The organism is Burkholderia sp. THE68 (assembly GCF_009938265.1).
Taxonomy (GTDB): Bacteria; Pseudomonadota; Gammaproteobacteria; order Burkholderiales; family Burkholderiaceae; genus Caballeronia.
The window spans coordinates 156,494-173,624 of record NZ_AP022316.1 but is presented as its reverse complement, the minus strand read 5'-3'; the positions used below and the strand labels follow the sequence as shown (position 1 = coordinate 173,624).

Annotated in this window: 13 protein-coding genes and 1 pseudogene; 12 read left to right on the top strand and 2 right to left on the bottom strand. The window is 62.0% G+C overall.

Annotation, left to right across the window (positions count from 1 at the left end; all coding sequences use genetic code 11):
• Positions 1-19 precede the first annotated feature (19 nt).
• Positions 20-1,144, bottom strand: coding sequence for a sensor histidine kinase (locus BTHE68_RS14315; protein WP_353622653.1), 1,125 nt, complete (start codon positions 1,142-1,144; stop codon positions 20-22).
• A gap of 507 nt (positions 1,145-1,651) precedes the next feature.
• Here BTHE68_RS14315 and BTHE68_RS14310 point away from each other — a divergent pair.
• The 12 genes and pseudogenes from BTHE68_RS14310 to BTHE68_RS14255 form a co-directional block, all read left to right on the top strand.
• The gene (locus BTHE68_RS14310) at positions 1,652-2,809 is read left to right on the top strand and encodes a glycosyltransferase family 2 protein (RefSeq protein ID WP_232077995.1); all 1,158 of its coding nucleotides are present in this window, start codon (positions 1,652-1,654) and stop codon (positions 2,807-2,809) included.
• A 399-nt stretch (positions 2,810-3,208) separates the two neighbouring features.
• Complete coding sequence (locus tag BTHE68_RS14305) at positions 3,209-4,486, top strand: flippase (RefSeq protein ID WP_162067021.1); 1,278 nt, start codon at positions 3,209-3,211, stop codon at positions 4,484-4,486.
• Positions 4,487-4,627: 141 nt separating this feature from the next.
• Positions 4,628-4,789: a hypothetical protein gene (locus BTHE68_RS14300; protein ID WP_162067020.1), complete on the top strand. Its 162-nt coding sequence runs from the start codon at positions 4,628-4,630 to the stop codon at positions 4,787-4,789.
• Positions 4,790-5,292: 503 nt separating this feature from the next.
• Positions 5,293-6,444: a glycosyltransferase gene (locus tag BTHE68_RS14295; RefSeq protein ID WP_162067019.1), complete on the top strand. Its 1,152-nt coding sequence runs from the start codon at positions 5,293-5,295 to the stop codon at positions 6,442-6,444.
• 10 nt (positions 6,445-6,454) lie between these two features.
• Positions 6,455-7,534 carry a glycosyltransferase family 4 protein gene (locus BTHE68_RS14290; protein ID WP_162067018.1) on the top strand — a complete coding sequence of 360 codons (1,080 nt, stop codon included), beginning with the start codon at positions 6,455-6,457 and terminating at the stop codon, positions 7,532-7,534.
• Positions 7,535-7,583: 49 nt separating this feature from the next.
• Entirely contained in the window at positions 7,584-8,777 is a 1,194-nt protein-coding gene (locus BTHE68_RS14285) for a glycosyltransferase (protein ID WP_174258040.1), read from the top strand.
• Between the two features lie 30 nt (positions 8,778-8,807).
• Positions 8,808-9,905, top strand: a complete 1,098-nt coding sequence (locus BTHE68_RS14280) for a glycosyl hydrolase (RefSeq protein ID WP_162067017.1) — start codon at positions 8,808-8,810, stop codon at positions 9,903-9,905.
• Between the two features lie 493 nt (positions 9,906-10,398).
• On the top strand, positions 10,399-12,750 hold the full coding sequence (locus BTHE68_RS14275; RefSeq protein ID WP_162067016.1) for a polysaccharide biosynthesis tyrosine autokinase: 2,352 nt from the start codon (positions 10,399-10,401) through the stop codon (positions 12,748-12,750).
• 243 nt (positions 12,751-12,993) lie between these two features.
• Positions 12,994-13,230 (top strand): hypothetical protein, encoded by a 237-nt coding sequence (locus BTHE68_RS14270; protein ID WP_162067015.1) that lies wholly within the window; start codon positions 12,994-12,996, stop codon positions 13,228-13,230.
• A 61-nt stretch (positions 13,231-13,291) separates the two neighbouring features.
• The gene (locus tag BTHE68_RS14265) at positions 13,292-14,704 is read left to right on the top strand and encodes a hypothetical protein (protein ID WP_162067014.1); all 1,413 of its coding nucleotides are present in this window, start codon (positions 13,292-13,294) and stop codon (positions 14,702-14,704) included.
• A 100-nt stretch (positions 14,705-14,804) separates the two neighbouring features.
• Complete coding sequence (locus tag BTHE68_RS14260) at positions 14,805-15,146, top strand: FKBP-type peptidyl-prolyl cis-trans isomerase (protein ID WP_040049973.1); 342 nt, start codon at positions 14,805-14,807, stop codon at positions 15,144-15,146.
• Positions 15,116-15,934: pseudogene (locus BTHE68_RS14255) on the top strand (helix-turn-helix transcriptional regulator); the annotation flags it as partial. The gene BTHE68_RS14260 and the pseudogene BTHE68_RS14255, both read left to right, overlap by 31 nt.
• On the opposite strand, the gene BTHE68_RS14250 reads toward BTHE68_RS14255, so the two are convergent.
• Positions 15,931-17,118 (bottom strand): O-succinylhomoserine sulfhydrylase, encoded by a 1,188-nt coding sequence (locus tag BTHE68_RS14250; protein WP_162067012.1) that lies wholly within the window; start codon positions 17,116-17,118, stop codon positions 15,931-15,933. The pseudogene BTHE68_RS14255 and the gene BTHE68_RS14250 sit on opposite strands and share 4 nt — an antisense overlap.
• Positions 17,119-17,131 lie beyond the last annotated feature (13 nt).

Below are 17,131 nucleotides of genomic sequence, written 5' to 3'. Positions count from 1 at the left end.
CAGGAAATCGAAAGTCAATTTACATCCCTGCGACCGGCAGGCGCACCGACAACGTCACCTCCGCGCCGTCCGCGATATCGCTGTGCTCGAACGCGCCGCCATGCGCTTCGGACACGCGCTTGCACAGCGCGAGCCCCCACGCGATGCGCCCGCCTTCGCGCGGTTCCAGCGCCTGCCGGCGCGCGAAGGCTTCGAGCACGTGTGGCGACGCCGCGTCGCTGAGCGCCTCGGCCGATACCGTAAAACGCACGTCGGTGCGCCACATGCTGCCTTCGACATTGCTCGACGCGCGCACGGTCGCGCCCGCCGCGCTCGCCTCGGCGGCGAACGCGAGCATCAGCCAGAGCGCCTGCAACAGACGCTCCGCATCGCCTTCGAGCTGTTCTTCCGCGAGCGGCGAGTCGATCTCGATCGTCACGCCGCGCGCCCGCGCGACGCCTGCGCGCGCCAGCGCCGCGCTCTTTTCCAGCAGCGGACGCACCGCGACCGGTGCGAGCGCGACGGACAGCGCCTTGGTCTCGGCGCGCGTCGTATCGACAGATTGCTCGATCAGCTTCACCTGTTGTTCGACACCCGAGCGGATGCCCGCGAGCGCGCGCTGCGCGGCTGGATCGTTGGCGTCGACCTTGCGTTCGAGCACGTAGCCCCAGCTATGGATCGCGTTCAACGGACCGCGCAGATCGTGCGACACCACCGACAGCACATGATCGCGCATGAAGAGCGCAGCCTCCGCACGCAGATGCGCGATGCGATCGGCGGTGCCGTCCTCCTTGTCCGATACCCCCGCCAACGGCGACACGATCAGCGTCACGCAATCCGCACCCGGCAGCGCGATGATCGAAAAGGCGCGCGTGGTATCACCCTCGTCGATCGACACGTGCGCGCGGCGCGTGCCGTTGCACGCGAGCGCGGCATCGGCCGCCGACGCGAACGCCGCGGTGAGCGGCCGGGGTAACGGGGTATCGGCGAGCGCGCGGCCGACGAGCGCGGCGGGATCGAGATCGAAGAGATGCGCCAGGACGGCGTCGGCGGAAAGGCAGCGCTGGGCGGCGTCGAGCACCAGCACGCCGTCGTTTCCTGCGACGGACGCGCCGAAGGAGTTGTCGCCTTCCGGCTCGACCGTACTGGAAAAAGACGTTGTCACGGTTATGGATCCTTGCGTGTAACGGTGTTGCGGTGAAGTCGCGAAGCCGGTTGCATTTACCCGAAGAATGGGCAGCTCGAATGAATCCCTGCGGATCATTATATGTGAGCGCCTACGACGCATGCGGCAGCGGTGCATTCCGTGCGCCGCCGCGCCTGTCTAGCAATCCGCGTGCACGATCGTGCTCAAGCAGCCCGATTCGAAAATATCGGAATGCTATTAATTCGCTTTTTGATAGCCGCATATTCAAGGCATAAACTCTCGTTACGTTTTTTACATGTCGAGTTTCAAAGCGGGATTGGCGGCTGCAAACAAGCTCAAGTTGGCAAAATGCAATACCTTCAGCAATGAAAATTCCCTACGCAAAGCCGCGCATCGATTTTATTTTTCTCTTGACCGCGACTTGAGGCGCTCAATCTGGAGAATACGCATTCGATTCCGCATTCAGGCGTAGCAGAACTTTCCCCGCTCACGCCTGTCCATAGCATTCTCTCCGGCGTTCAGCGCTTGAAGCGCTTGAACCAGCCGGCACGCATGACCGCCTCGGCCACGGTGGCTTTCGAATCAACTCTAACCGGTGACACGAGCACAATGACACGCGTCCACAATGGCAACCCTGAAACCTTGCTCTCGGTGATCATCCCCGCGTACAACGTGGAGCATTTCATCGCCGCGTCTCTCGAATCAGCGCTCTCGCAACCGCGTTCCGATGAAATCGAACTGATCATCATCGACGATGGCTCGACGGATCGCACGCTCGAATGCATCCTCGACGTGCAGCGCAGCGCACGCGGCCGCAATATCCGCGTCATTCATCAGGAAAACCGTGGCGTTTCCGCCGCACGCAATCGCGCGATCGCGGAAGCGACGTCGCCATACATAGGCTTTCTCGATTCCGACGACGTCTGGGCAGCGGACTTCACCGCGAAGATCATGCCGCTGCTCGACTCGAACACTGCGGACATCATTGAATTCAATGTCGGCATCATCGATTCGGGCGGCAAAGTCATCGACAAGGTCACGCTGATCGATGCGGGCACGGAAGGTCATCGCGCATGCGATCTCGACGCGCTGCTGGACTTCGCGCGCGTGTATCAGGTGTTTCCGGTCGCGCGCGTGTACAAGCGCGAACTGTGGGACGGCATCGAGTTTCCGGCCGGACGCGTCTACGAAGATGCCGCCGCGATCCCGCTCGTCTATGCGCGCGCGCAGTCGCTCTTTCGTCTCACCGATGATCTCTACTTCTATCGCCGCCGCGCAGGCAGCATCACGACCCGCGCGACGCCGTACACGGTGCAGTCGCTAGCAACCTGCGCGGAAGAGACCATGCGACGCTGCCACGGCGGCCCGCTCGATCCCTTCTGGCTCGCGATGTTCCACAAGGTCTTCGCGTATGCGTGCTTTCAGGCCGCGCGCGTCGATGGCCACGCGTTCGCCGAATCGATGCGAATCATCGAAGCCACGGCGGCACGCTATCGCGACTTCGCCGCGCATCGCACGGATACCCAGAAGGAACTGCGCTTTCACGGGAAGATCGCTGTCGATCGCCGCGTGTTCCTCGCCAAGCGCCTAGTCAAGCGCGCGCTCGGCCTCGAGTTGCGTCCGCCTGCGGCGGCATCGCGTGCACATCGCGTTCCCCGACAGGCGTCAGCGGTGAATGAATGAGGCCTGCGAAGCCGGTACGCCATACCAGCACTTCAAGTAGTTTGCAATCGAACGATCCCGTGTCAGACGCACATTTGCGTGGGCAAACCCACTGATGAATATGCTTTTATTTTGTTAAATAAGGTTTGCAATACACTGATGCTTTCCGGCTTTGAATCGATGGTCCGGAGGCGGTGTATTCCGTTCAACTTCCGCGCACCCGACGCCGGTCCAAAGGCGCAGACGTGCACATCTCCTGGCCGCGTGCCGCATTGACGGCAGAGCGCGCAAGCGAAACTATTCGCCTGAGAAGCTGTCACGCAAGAGCCCCTCGCGTCGGGCGAACCGGCACGGTTCGCAACCTTGCGGCATAGTCATCAAGATCACCACGCTTCGCACAAGCCGGGAAAAAACCGTTCAATGGCATCTTTTCGAAAGAACTTCACGATTCTGATGACGTTGCAGGTATCCACATACCTCGCACCGCTGCTGACGCTGCCGTGGCTCGCGCGCGTCCTCGGTCCGGGCGAATATGGACGCCTTTCATTTGGCCTGGCCTTTACTGCCTACTTCATCTCGCTCACCAACTACAGCTTCTCGCTGACGGCCACGCCGAAGGTCTCGATCAATCGCGACAATCGCGAACTGCGCTCGCGCGTGTTCTGGGAAACCATCCTCACGCAAGCCTCGCTCGCATGCGCCGGATTCGTCGTGATGGTCATACTGACGTCGGCCATCCCCTTTCTCCAAGAGAATCGCGAGCTGCTTCTCATCGGCTATGGTCAGGCGGTCGGCGCGATGCTGATACCCACGTGGTACTTCCAGGGCATCGAAGATCTCGGCATGCTGAGCCTCTTCGTATTCATCGGACGCGCGCTCAGCATTCCTGCGATGTATCTCTTCGTGCGCGAACATGACGATGTGTACATTGCGATGGCCGTGAATGCGCTGGTGCCGTTGCTGGCGGGCATCGCGATCTGCACATACCTGTACTCCCGGCGCGAGCTCGACTTCGTGCGCGTATCGTTCAAGACCATCGTCACTCGTCTGAAGGACGGCTGGAGCGTGTTCATCGCCACGGCGATCGTGGACATCTACGCATCGAGCAACATCGTGATACTCACGTTCATCGCGGGCAATGTCGCGGCGGGCTACTTCGCCGCGGCCGACAAGCTCATCCGCGCGGCACTGAATATGCTGACACCGCTCAAGACCGCAGCGTATCCGCGCGTGAGTTTTCTCATGCATCACGCAAGAGAAGATGCCTTCGCGTTCCTGCGCAAGATGTTCGTGGTGCAAGCGGTGATCGTGTCACTGATCTCGGTGTGCATCTTCTTCGGTGCGCCGCTTGCAGTAAAACTCTTGTACGGACCGAAGTTCTTGCCTACCGTAGAGGTGTTGCGATGGATGGCGTTCGTGCCGTTGATGGCCGGCCTCTCCGATCTCTTCGGTGTTCAGACGATGCTTCCGCTCGGCATGAAGGCACAATTCAGTCGTGTGCTGATGGCGTCCGCGGTGGTGAACTTCGGCTTGCTCGCCGTGCTCGCAACGCTGTTCGGCGAACAGGGCGCGGGGGCTACGGTGCTGATCACCGAAACGCTGGTTGCTGCCGCGATGGCATTCACGCTGCATCTGCAAGGCGTGCCGTTACTGAAGCGTCGTCCAATCGCCGAAGGCGCGAGCTCGGGAACGACGTGATGCATGATTTTGATGTGGCAACATTCGACACACGCCCTACTCCAAAGTTGCATGCATGTATGTGAGTCAGCGAACCGACCGATGCATTTCGAGCCGGTATCGTATTGGTATGACCAGTGTTTAATTAAGAGAGCCTGTGGAATGGAATCAGAGGAAATGTCGATCGAACACGTCCAGAAGCTGGTGCAGCAGGCCCAAAGCCTGCGCATGCAATCGGTCGCGGTTCCGCTCAAAGACCTGCAGATAATTCTGGAGATTTGCGAAGCGGCGATTGCTCAGCAGAATGCCTCAGTAACGAAATGACCTCAAACAATCCGTGTCCTGAGCACTTCAATGAGGAAGGTGCCCACGCCGGATGCCGCAGTCCCTACGCCGGGACGCCAAAAAATCTGAACGATTAGTCGGCTTCGCGCACCATTGCAGGGCAGCCGTTTTTACCGGGCTTCACTGCATTTTCAACCGCGCGACGCAGAATAATCCTCAAAAAGACCGATCTAGCGGGAGCCATACGGCCAAATTGACCTGGTCAGAGGCTTCCAGCAGGTAATTCCGGGGAAGTTTTCGAGCATGATGAGGTTCCTCGCGTCCGTGCGCGGGAACGACTCATGCTATGTCGCATCGCGTGCGAATTTTTCGATTGCGCAATTCAATGCTCGATCAGTACTCCTCGTGAACGACCGTGCACCTCTTTCATGCATCGGTCATTTCTCGAAAGTGTCACGTCGATCACCGATAACGATTAGGCCATTAACTTCTTATTGCGTATTGCCGCGGGTGCTCGGCAGGACGCCAACGAAGAGTCCAAGATGAAAGAGATCGTCCATATCACCGAAGCTTTCGGTGGCGGTGTGCTATCCATGCTGACCCAGCTTTCGAACCGCGCGGCAGCCGCGGGCGTCGGAGTCACGATCCTTCATTCGATCCGGCAGGAAACGCCCAACAATTTTTCCAGGCTTTTTCATCCGGCGGTCAAGCTGACCTATGTGAACATGGTTCGCGAAGTGAGCATGAAGAGCGACCTCACCGGACTGTGGAATCTGGTTCGCAAGCTCAGGGAGTGCGATCCGTCGGTGATCCATCTGCACTCCTCGAAGGCCGGCGTGCTGGGGCGCGCCGCCGCGCGCATCGCCGCGCCGCGTGCCCGCGTCTTCTATTCGCCGCATGGCCTCGCGTTTCTGCGCCGCGACGTGTCGGCCGCGAAGCAGTTCGCCTATCTGAGCTTCGAGCGCATCGCGGCGCGTCTGGGCGGCACCATCGTCGCGTGCTCGAAGAGCGAGCTCTCCGAGATCGAGACGAGAATGCACGCGCGACAGGCCCGCATGATCGAGAACGGCGTGAACGTGCCGGAGATTCCGCCGCGCATCGAGAAAGACGCGCAGGACGTGCTCATCGGCATGAGCGGGCGTGCCACGTTTCAAAAGAATCATGAAGCGTTCGTGGACCTCGCCACCGCGTTGCACGGCGACTCGACGCAGTTCCTGTGGATCGGCGGTCATGCCGAAGAGTTGCCCGCCGGGACGCCCAACGACGTCGTGTCGTGCAGTGGGTGGGTCACGCGCGACCGTGCGCTTGAACTTACCGCCAGTCTCGACATCTATGTGCAGACGTCCCGTTGGGAAGGCATGCCTATCGCGCTGATCGAAGCGCAGGTCGCGGGCATTCCCGCCGTGGTCACGGACGTGGTTGGCAATCGCGATGTCGTTCAGCATGGCGTCACGGGCTTCGTCGCATCGAGTGTCGAAGAAATGACGCAGTACACGGCGATGTTGCGCGACGACCCCGTCCTGCGCGCGCGCATGGGAACAGCGGCGAGAACGTCGGCGAGCAAGCGCTTTTCGATGGACGCGATCTTCCGTCAATGGCTCTCCATATACGAACTCGACTCCTCCACGCACGCGCCCGCGCCGCTCGACAAGGACGAGATCGCCTATGAAACCAGCTCCGATTCACAGTTCTGACGCCTAGACCATGGATACTTCCTTCGCCACCAGCAAGCTCGTCTACAACGGCCGTTTCACGAGCCAGAAGACCACCGGCGTGCAGCGTGTCGCGCGCGAACTCGTCGCCGCACTCGGGCAGTTGCCGCAAGGCTCGCATGTGAGGCTCGCGGTTCCGCCGCAAAGCGGCCTCGATCCCGTGCAGGGCGTCGACACCGTCAAGCTCGGCTTCGGCAAGGGCGTCTTCTGGGAGCAGATCGTGCTGCCGCTCTTCGCCGGCCGCTCGCGTATCGTGAATCTGTCCAACTCGGGTTCCATCTTTCGCACGAACCAGATCATCTACATGCACGATGCCGCGGTGTTCGATACGCCCGCGCACTTCTCGTGGAAGTTCCGCACCTGGTATCACGTGATGTTCTGGATTCTCGCGCGCACGTCGAGCTGCGTGCTGACCAACTCGACCTTCTCGCGCGACCGGCTCGCGCATCATGTCGGCGTGCCTGCGGAGCGCATCGGCGTGGTGCCGCTCGCCGCGGACCATCTCGATCACATCACGCCGGATGCTTCCGTGATCGATGAACTGAAGCTCACGAATAATCGCTACGTGCTCGCCGTGAGCAGCATGAATCCGACCAAGAACTTCAAACGTCTCGTCGAAGCATTCATGAAGCTGAACGATCCGTCGATCGATCTGGTGATCGTCGGTATGAAGAATGCGTCGATTTTTGGCAAGGCGCATGATCTGTCGAGCGCGCCGAACATCAAGCAGGCGGGCTACGTCAGCGACGAAAAGCTGAGAGCGCTCTACCAACATGCGGCATGCTTCCTCTATCCTTCCATTTACGAAGGGTTCGGCATTCCGCCGCTGGAGGCGATGCGCAACGGCTGCCCGACGCTCGTGGGCCGCGCGGCTGCGTTGCCGGAAACGTGCGGCGATGCATCGATCTATTGCGACCCCTACTCGGTCGACGATATTTCGAGCAAACTGCGCGAGCTGCTCGATTCGCCGGAACTGAGCGCGGACCTGAAGCGGCGGGGCCTCGCGCATGCCGAGCGCTTCCGATGGACGGAAAGCGCACGCCTGCTGATGCAGTTCATCGACAAGCCATGACGGCGCGTGCCAGCAGCAATGCCGACGCGCGCAGCGAGGGAGGAAGCCGGTGAGGTTGGGAATCTACTGCGACTCGGGTATAAACGGCGGTCACGAAGAGATGCTCAAGCGCTTCATGCTTGCGCTCGTGCCGAGCACGCAGGTCGAAACCTTGCATATCCTCGTGCCGACCAGGAACGAGCCGCTGTATCGCTACGTGCGCGATCTGGCGAGCGCGCATCCGAAAGTGAAAGCGATCGGTCTTTCGTACACGGCCGAATCGATACGCGGGAATGCGCTCGCGCTGTGGCGCACGATGCGCGCGACCGCCGCGACCTTGCGAGCATTGCGACTCGACAAGGTGCTGGTCGCGCAGGGCACGATCGCGTCCGGCATCGCGGGGCTGTTCGCGGCGCGCCGGGCACGCATCGAGACGGTCAGCTATCTGCCGCTCGTCGACGAAGCGCCCGCGAACGCAAGCCGCTCCGGCAAGCTCAAGTGGCTCGTCAAGCGCCGGTTGTATCGCATGCCGAACGCGTACGTCACGTTGAACGATCATCTGTGCGGCAAGCTGAAGACGCTCGCGCCGAACGCGCGCGCGATGGTGCTCGAGAATTATGTCGACGATCGCTTCAGCCGTTCGACACTCACGAAAGAGGCCGCGCGCGCGTCGCTCGGCCTGCCCGACGACGGCACCACGATCATCGCGCATGTCGGCCGGCTGAACTTTCAGCAGAAGCGTCAGGACTTCCTGATGCAGGCCATCGAGCGACATGCCGATGCATTCGCACGTACGCTCGTGCTGATCGTCGGCGAAGGGCCGGACGCAGCGCGTCTGCAAGAGACGATCGACGCGAGCCCCGTACTGTCCGCTTGCGTGCGAATGGTCGGGCCGCAGAAAGACGTGCTGCCGTATATCGTCGCCAGCGATGCGCTCGTGCTGCCCTCCGCGTACGAGGGCGTGCCGCTCGTGATGATCGAATCCGTGCTCGCGGAACGGCCGATCGTCGTCGCGCGCGTATCGGGACTCGATTCGTATTTGCCCGATGCATTGCTCTTTCCCGCGCACGACCACGATGCCTTCGTCGAACGCATCTTCGCCGCGCGCGATTTTCCGCTTGCCGCGTTGTCGGCCGCATTCCGGCGACGCTTCTCGCGCGAAGTATTCGATGCGCAGGCGCTGAACGTCGTGCTGCAAGCGGGCGATGCGCGCAACGCGGGCGTCGAGGCGACGGCACGACACTCCGACGCGCTGGTCAAATAACCGCGCGCACTATCACGAGGCCGAACGTCGATGCGAATTCTGGTGGCTGCGGTATTGGTGTTTGGCGCGTTGCTGTGCGCTTCGGTGCTGATCTTCGCGCGCAGCGGCACGTCCGACGCCTACCACAGCAGTCGCTCGGCCGTCCCCAAGGCGGATGCCGCGGGCCACGCGACGCCGAAGATTTCCTGCGGCAAGGGATCGACCGGCGTGTTCTATGGCATCGCGGGACATCTGGAACATCGTGGCGCGTATCGCATGAGCGACTATGGTCTGCAGATTTCACAACTGCGTGATCTTGGTGTCACGATGTACGCGCAAGATGTGTCGAACGAGGAAAGCGCGCACATGGTCGCGGATTTCGCGCGCGCGGCGGCGAAGCAATGCATCGGCGTGCTCGCGCTCGTGACGCCCTTCGAGCAGGAGAAGCGCGCGAACGAGCAGGAAACGTTCGAGCGCGGCTATGCGCTCGGCAAGATCGCGGGACGCATGCTGAAGGGGCTCGTCACGTACTATCAGGTGGGCAACGAGTACGACAACTGGACGATCCTCGGCTCGGACCGCAGCGGCGAACATCCGTCGGATTACGACAACGCGAGGTTCATGAAGGCGCGCGGATCGATCCTCGGCTTGATCAAGGGCATACGCGAGACGAACCCGGACGCGAAGATCCTGCTGACATCGTTCAGCTGGCTTCACTACGGCTTCACGGACATGCTCTATGCGGGTACGCAGCCCGACGGCAGCAAGGGCCATCCGATTCCGCAATGGGACATCACTGCGTGGCACTGGTACTCGAACATGGGATCGATCACGGCGGCGGGACAGAACAAGGTCAACGTGCTGGAGCGGTTGCGCGACAGTTACGGCAAGCCCATCTGGATCACGGAATATGGCGTGCGGCCGACTCATGAGGACCCGGCGGGCTATCTCGTCGGCAAGGATGCGTTGAAGGGATTCGTGTCGCTTGCAAAAACTTACAACATTCAGAATGTGACGTTGTACGAGCTATACGATGATCAACGCTACGGCGGCGATGGCAACTACGGCGTGATTCACGATGACGGTAAAACGCGCAAATCGCGCTTCGATACGGTGCGCGACTTCATCAAGGCGAACCCGATGCCGTGAAGATGGGCTCAACTTGTATGACGAAAACAACGCGCGTCGAACCGATGATTATCGCGCGAAAACACGGGGGCGCAAGTGGCGTGCCCGACATTGGAAGGCATTTAACGTTCGCTACTTAACAGACGCGAGCAACTCACGCCCGGAAGATAGTTTTGAACGCTATTTTTTCCGGGCGTATCGTATCGTTGATGGCAAGCGATTCGAGACGGATTCGCGAGTTTCATCCGCTGAATCCAGGACGCGGCTCCGAGGCACGGTGTGTGCTTCAGGCATATATCGCACTCCGATGAGCCGGCATGCTTCGTCATGCGAACGCGAGGCATCGAGCGCTTTGCCCGCTTTTCAAGAGCCTCTCGCGTCTTAAAGTCTGGAAGTTCCAACGGCTCTCTCGCCGGACCACTGACACGTAACGTACCGCGGCATGCCGCGCGGGCTCTCTGCTTTTTCCGCAGCCCGGAAACAACGCTCAATTTATCGACTGAGGACTGCGCCTTTGAACACCCCCTATGTCAACGCCTTACCTTCGCGCCCGGGCAAGGATGACGGTGAATTCACCGCGAGCGACATGCTCAGGCTACTGCGCGACCACCTTGGCATCCTCTTCCTGTTCATCGGAATCGCCGCCGCGCTCGCGAGCGCGTATGCGTTTCTTGCCAAGCCCATTTATTCGTCGGACGTGGTCGTGCGCGTGGATCCACCCGATCCGAACGCACTCGGCATCGCGCCGCAAAGCCAGCAGCAGATGCCGCAGGCGGTGCAGACAGTGAATCAGCTCGCGCCCGCCGAGATCTCCATGATGCAGAGCCGCTCGGTGCTGGAGCCTGTCGTCAAGCAGTTTCACTTCGACGTGAAGGTCAAGCCCAACACGCTCCCCGTGCTCGGCTCGATCGCGGAACTGTTCGCGAAGAAGGGACATCTCGCGCCTGCATGGTTCGGTCTCGATTCGTACGCGTGGGGCGGCGAGTCGCTGCAGATCGGCCGGCTCGACGTGCCGCCCGCGCTCGAAGACCAGAAGCTCGATCTGGTCGTGCTCGAAAACAACCAGTACGAGTTGCGCGACCCGGACGGCGAGACGCTCCTGCGCGGCACGGTCGGCCGTCCGGCATCGGCGAACGGCGTGTCGATACTCGTCGACAGCGTGATCGGTCGCCCCGGCGTGCATTTCGACGTGACGCGCCTCAATACGCTCGACGCGATCGCGCTCATGAAGAAGACGATGAAGGTGGCCGAGTCCGCGAAGGACACGGGCGTCGTGCAGATCACCTTCAATGCAGACGATCCCGCGCTCACCGCCGATGTCGCCAACGCGCTCGGCCAGGCGTATCTGGCGGCCGCCGTGCAGGCGCGTCAGGCAAACGACACGAAGACGCTCGAATTCATCCGCGGAGAACTGCCGCGCCTCGAACGCGATCTGCGTCAGGCCGAAGGCAATTTGAGCGCGTTCCGTTCGAAGTCGCAGTCGGTGCAGCCGATCAACGAAGCGCAGGCGTATCTGCAAGGCAGCATCGTGTCAATGCAGCAACTCGCGACCTTGAAGCTGCAACGCACGCAAGCCTTGCAGCGCTTCCAGCCGAGCAGTCCGCAGGTGGTCAATCTCGATCAGCAGATCGCCGAGCTCGAAGCATCGAACAAGCAGATTCAGCAGCGCTTCGACAGCATGCCCGCGTCCGAGCGCCAGAACGCGACGCTCACGCGTGACGCGCGCGTGGCCGAGACCATCTACATGGGCATGGTCAACAAGGCGCAGGAGCTGTCGGTGCGCCGTGCAAGCACGAGCGGCGGCGCGCATATCGTCGATAACGCGTTGCGCCCGTATCGTCCGGTGAAGCCGAACAAGCCGCTCGTCATCTTGGCGGGCACGGGTCTGGGCTTTTTCATCGGCACCTTCTTCATCTTCCTGCGCCGCCACGCGATGATCGGCGTGACCGATCCGATGTTCGTCGAGCGCCGTCTCTCGGTGCCGGTGCTGGGCGAAGTGCTGTACAGCCGGCAGCAGGCGATGCTCGATCACGAGATCGCCGTGTCGCCCGCGGAGCATGCGCCGCTCACCTATTCCGGCGCCGAGCAGGGCGGACCACCCAAGGCGCTGCCGTACGTTCATCTGCCGGAGCATGATGCGTTCGCGATGCCGCACGTCGCCGACACCGATCGCGACGCCCGCGTGCTCGCCACGCGCTATCCGCACGATCCGGCCGTCGAGGCGCTGCGCGCGGTACGCACGGAGCTGTATCGCGACCTCGCCAACGCGCCGAACAACATCGTGATGCTGACGGGCCCGATTCCGTCGGCTGGCAAGAGCTTCGTCGCGGCGAATCTGTCGGTGCTGCTCGCCGAAATCGGTCTGCGCGTGCTGCTGATCGACGGCGACATGCGGCGCGGCCATATCGCTTCGTTCTTCAAGCAGTCGAATCCGGGCGGTCTCTCGGAAGTGCTGAAGGGCGAGATGGCGCTCAGCGATGCGATCCGTTATGTCGGCGTGCCGGGCCTGTCGTTCATGTCGTGCGGCGGCTATCCGGAGAATCCGTCCGAGCTGCTGATGATGCCGGGCTTTCGCAATATGCTCGCTCGCATGAGCGATCAGTTCGATCTGGTGATCGTCGATACGCCGCCGTTCCTCGTCGTGACCGATGCGGCGATTGTCGCAAGCGATGCGGGCTCGACGGTGCTCGTGCTGCGCTCGGGCATCCAGAGCGAGGAAGAGATCGAAGAGACCGTGAAGAAGGTGCAACGCGCGGGCGGCAGACTGGTCGGTTCGGTCTTCAACGCGATTCCGCGACGCCCGAGCAATCGCCGCAGTTACGGTTATGCAGCGGCTTATACGAGCACGTTCAAGTCGGTGAACTGATGTTGCGCGCGCGATGACGCGCGTATCGTACCGATGCTTCACGCCGCGTGCCCGTCACGCGGCGCTTTACGTTCCATCCGTTGCGGGAAACGCTCGCGCGATCGGGATGTCAAACGATTTGCGGCATGACGAGCTATCTTCCGGAATGTGATCGTCGCGCGCTGGGCGCTTGCGATCAGAGCGTTGTTTCACGGGGCTTCGGCGCGCTTCGCGTCGCCAACCGGATCGAGGAAAGGGACGCATATGAGCGGACGTTTTTCCTTCAGGCATCGGCTCGTGCAATGCCCGCGCTGTCGCAGACAGGTGGCCGCGGCTTCGTCCGTGTGTCCGCATTGCGATTTTCATCGCAAGCCGAAAGCAGCGCGCAGGCGCGCGCCCTTGCGCATGGCGCTGGTCGTCGCGCTGGCGCTGCTCGCGATCGGCGGCTGCCTCTATCTGGGCGAGTCAGGACTCGATACACACCTGTTCCTGTCGCGTTGAACCGGCGGTTTCATCCGATGGTTCGCCACAGTGCCCGCTCCATCCAACATAACCTTCGACGATGAAAGAAAAAGCGGCGCTGACCGACCTTTACTACCGAATCTGGGCCTTCGCGATGCCGGTGACGTCGTTCCTCGTCATGCCATCGATTCAAGGCACGACGATCGGCTATCTGATGTGCTTCCTCTCCGTGCCGCTCGTGCTGCTGTTCGGCGGCCGCGCACGCAAGCACTGGCTGCACTTCGTGGGCGCGGCGCTGCTCGTCTGGCTGATCATGTTCTTCACGTCGCAGTTCGCGGACGTGATGGCGCCTTTCGATCCCGACTTCAGCAAGGTCGTGCTCGTCGACGACACCGATCCCTTCACCTTCGTCATGCGCAAGAGCCTGTTTACGCAGTCCGCCTACGTGGCGGCCGTCGTGCTCTACGCGGCCTACGTGTACCACTACTACAAGCCGACCTGGGACCAATGGCTGCTCGCGGCCATTACGCTGTTCGCGCTCTACGGCATGTTCGAAGTGGCTTACTACATCGCGACGGGGCAACCGGGCGACTTCATCTCGAACCGCGCTTTCGGCGATCAGTTCGGCAAGGGCATCGTGCGCTCGGACGGCACGGTGAACGGCAGCTCGTTCCAGCAGATCGACGTCAAGGGCTTTCCGATCCAGCGTCTCAAGGCGCTCACCGGCGAGCCGTCGATGTACGCGATGTCCATCTTCCCCTTCTGGGTCTACTTCAACGCGACTTCGCGGGTGCGCTGGCCGGTCTGGATCATCGGGCTGTCGCTTTTGATGACCACGTCGTCGACGGTACTCATCGGCTATGCGGTGTACTCGCTCATCCGCGTGCGCAAGCTCGGCATCAATCCGGTCAAGGCGCTGATCGGCCTGTTCGTGCTGTGCATCATCGCTTATGTGCTGCAGGACTACATCGCTGACCTGTTCAAGCAGATGGTCACGGACAAGCTCGAGGCGAAAACCGAGTCGGGCTCGGATCGCTCGCTGCTGTTCCTCGAATCGATGCGTCTGTGGTTTCATGCCGCGCCGCTCAACCAGCTCTTCGGCGTCGGCTTCGGCTATATCCGCTCGACCGATCTCTTTTCGACGCTGCTGGTGAACATCGGCGTCGTCGGCACGGTCTTCATCAGCGCGATGATGCTCTACCCCGCGTTCAAGCTCGACTGGGATCCGCGCGGCATGGCGCTGCGCCAGTGCTGCGCCGCGACCTGGACGATGATGATGGTCTCGGTGCCCGAGTTCGCCTATCTCGCGCCGTGGACGCTGGTCGCGATGGCGTATGTGCGCGTGCGTGCGCTCAAGCTCGCGCGGCAGCACGTCGACGACAGGGCCGCCGCCAGCGCGATGCGCGATGCGCAGGACGGCGCGTCGATCGGCACGGCGATCGGCAGGCATGTGCGGCCGGAAATCGGCGCGCGCATCGGCTCGCGCTTCGGTCCGCGCGGACGTCATCTCTGAGGCCCGCGCATCGGCTTGCTTCCCTCCGACGTTCTACAATGTCGGTTTCGACCACCGGCTGATCCATCGTTCGGGATCGCCGGGCAACCAGGGAGCAACCATGTCGACAGTCACGACCGATTCCGGTCTCAAATACGAAGATGTCACCGTTGGCGAAGGTGCCGAAGCCGTCGCGGGCAAGACGGTCAGCGTGCACTACACGGGCTGGCTCACGGATGGCCAGAAATTCGATTCGAGCAAGGACCGCAACGACCCGTTCGCATTCGTGCTGGGCGGCGGCATGGTCATCAAGGGCTGGGACGAAGGCGTGCAGGGCATGAAGGTGGGCGGCGTGCGCCGTCTCACGATTCCGCCGCAACTCGGTTACGGCGCGCGCGGCGCGGGCGGCGTGATTCCGCCGAACGCCACGCTCGTGTTCGAAGTGGAACTGCTGGACGTCTGAGCGTCGACGGCATGAGCGCGCCGCTGCATCGCCCGGCCGTGTCGCTGCGCCGTTATGAAGCGGCGCCGGCGTCGGACGTGCACGACTTTCATCAGATCGTGCTCGGTCTCGACGGGTCGATGGAAATGGCCGTCGATGGCAACGGCGCGCGTATCGACTGCGGCGGCGCGTGGATCATTCCGGCGGGCGCGCGCCACGATTACTGGGCCGACGGCGACAACCGCCAGCTCGTGCTCGATCTGCCCGCCACCTCCGTCGCGGTGCCCGAGCGCTACTTCGCGCGGGCGCGCGCCATCGCGATCGATCCGCGCGTCACGCAGGCCGTCGCGGACGTCGCCCATCATGCCCGTATCGGCGATGCATCTCTGTCGGACCGCGTCGCATGGCAGGCGGCCGCGCATCTGTGCGGCGCGCTGATGCACGACACGGACGACTCCATCGACATGATGCGTGGCCTCGACTTCGCGCGCATCGACCGGTGGTTGCGTCTGCATCTGTCGGAGCCGCTGCGTATCGCCGATCTCGCCGCGCATTGCGGCTGCGGCATGCGGCGCTTTCATCAGTTATTCAACGAAGCGTTCGGCGAGACGCCGCATCGCTATCTGCATCGTCTGCGGCTCGATACGGCGCTGACGCTGCTGGCCGATCCGCGCACATCGCTGACCGATATCGCGCTCGATGTCGGCTTCGCGGATCAGAGCGCGTTCACTCACGCGTTTTCGAAACGCTTCGGGATCTCGCCGGGGCAGTGGCGCAGTGGCGGCTTCAGGTCGCCGCGCGGCGCCTAGCCCAGACCGCACGCCAGATCGGCGCGTATGTCTGCCGGATCTTCGAGACCCACCGCAAGACGAATCAGCCCTTCGCGTATGCCCGCCGCTTCGCGCACTTCGGCGGCGAGGCGTCCATGCGTCGTCGTCGAGGGATGCGTGATCGTCGTGCGCGTATCGCCGAGATTGCCGGTGATCGAACAAAGCTTCGTACCGTCGATCACGCGCCACGCGTTCTCGCGCTGCTGCTCCTGCGTCTCACCCTTCAGTTCGAACGATACGATCGCGCCGCCCGCCTTCTGCTGCTTCATCGCGATGGCATGTTGCGGATGCGATTCGAGCCCCGGATAGAACACGCGATTCACAGCTGGATGCGCTTCGAGCCAGCGCGCGATTTCCAATGCATTCGCCGACTGCTTCTCGACGCGCAGCGCGAGCGTCTCCATGCCCTTCAGGAGCACCCATGCGTTGAAGGCGGACATCGTCGGACCGGCGCTGCGCACGAACGGAAACACCGTCTCCATGATGAAGCGTTTCGAGCCGACGAGCGCACCGCCGAGCACGCGGCCCTGACCGTCGAGAAACTTCGTGGCCGAATGCATCACGACGTCCGCGCCGAGCTTCAGCGGCTGCTGCAAGGCCGGACTGCAGAAGCAGTTGTCGACGACGCAGAGCGCGCCGTTTTGCTTCGCGATCTTCGCGATTGCCGCGATATCCGCAATTTCGGTCAGCGGATTGGACGGCGTCTCCAGAAAGAACATCTTCGTCGCAGGCGTCACGGCAGCTTGCCATTCGTCGGGCTGCGTCGGATCGACGAACGTCGTCGTGATGCCGAACTTCGGGAAGATCTGCGTGAACATGCCAATAGTCGAGCCGAACAGGCTCTTCGAACTGACGATGTGATCGCCCTGCTGCATCGACGCCATCACGACCGACAATATCGCCGACATGCCCGATGCCGTCGCCATGCACGCTTCGCCGCCTTCGAGCGCGGCGAGGCGGTTCTGGAACATCGTCACGGTCGGATTGGTGAAGCGCGAGTATGTGTAGGCTTCTTCGGCGTTCCTGAAGCGCTCGGCCGCTTCCGCCGCGCTCGAAAAACAGAAGCTCGATGTGAGAAAGAGCGCCTCGCTATGCTCGTTGTATTCGCTGCGCAAGGTCCCGGCGCGCACGGCGAGCGTGTCGAAGTTCAGGTGGTCGTCCATGTTTTTCTCCCTT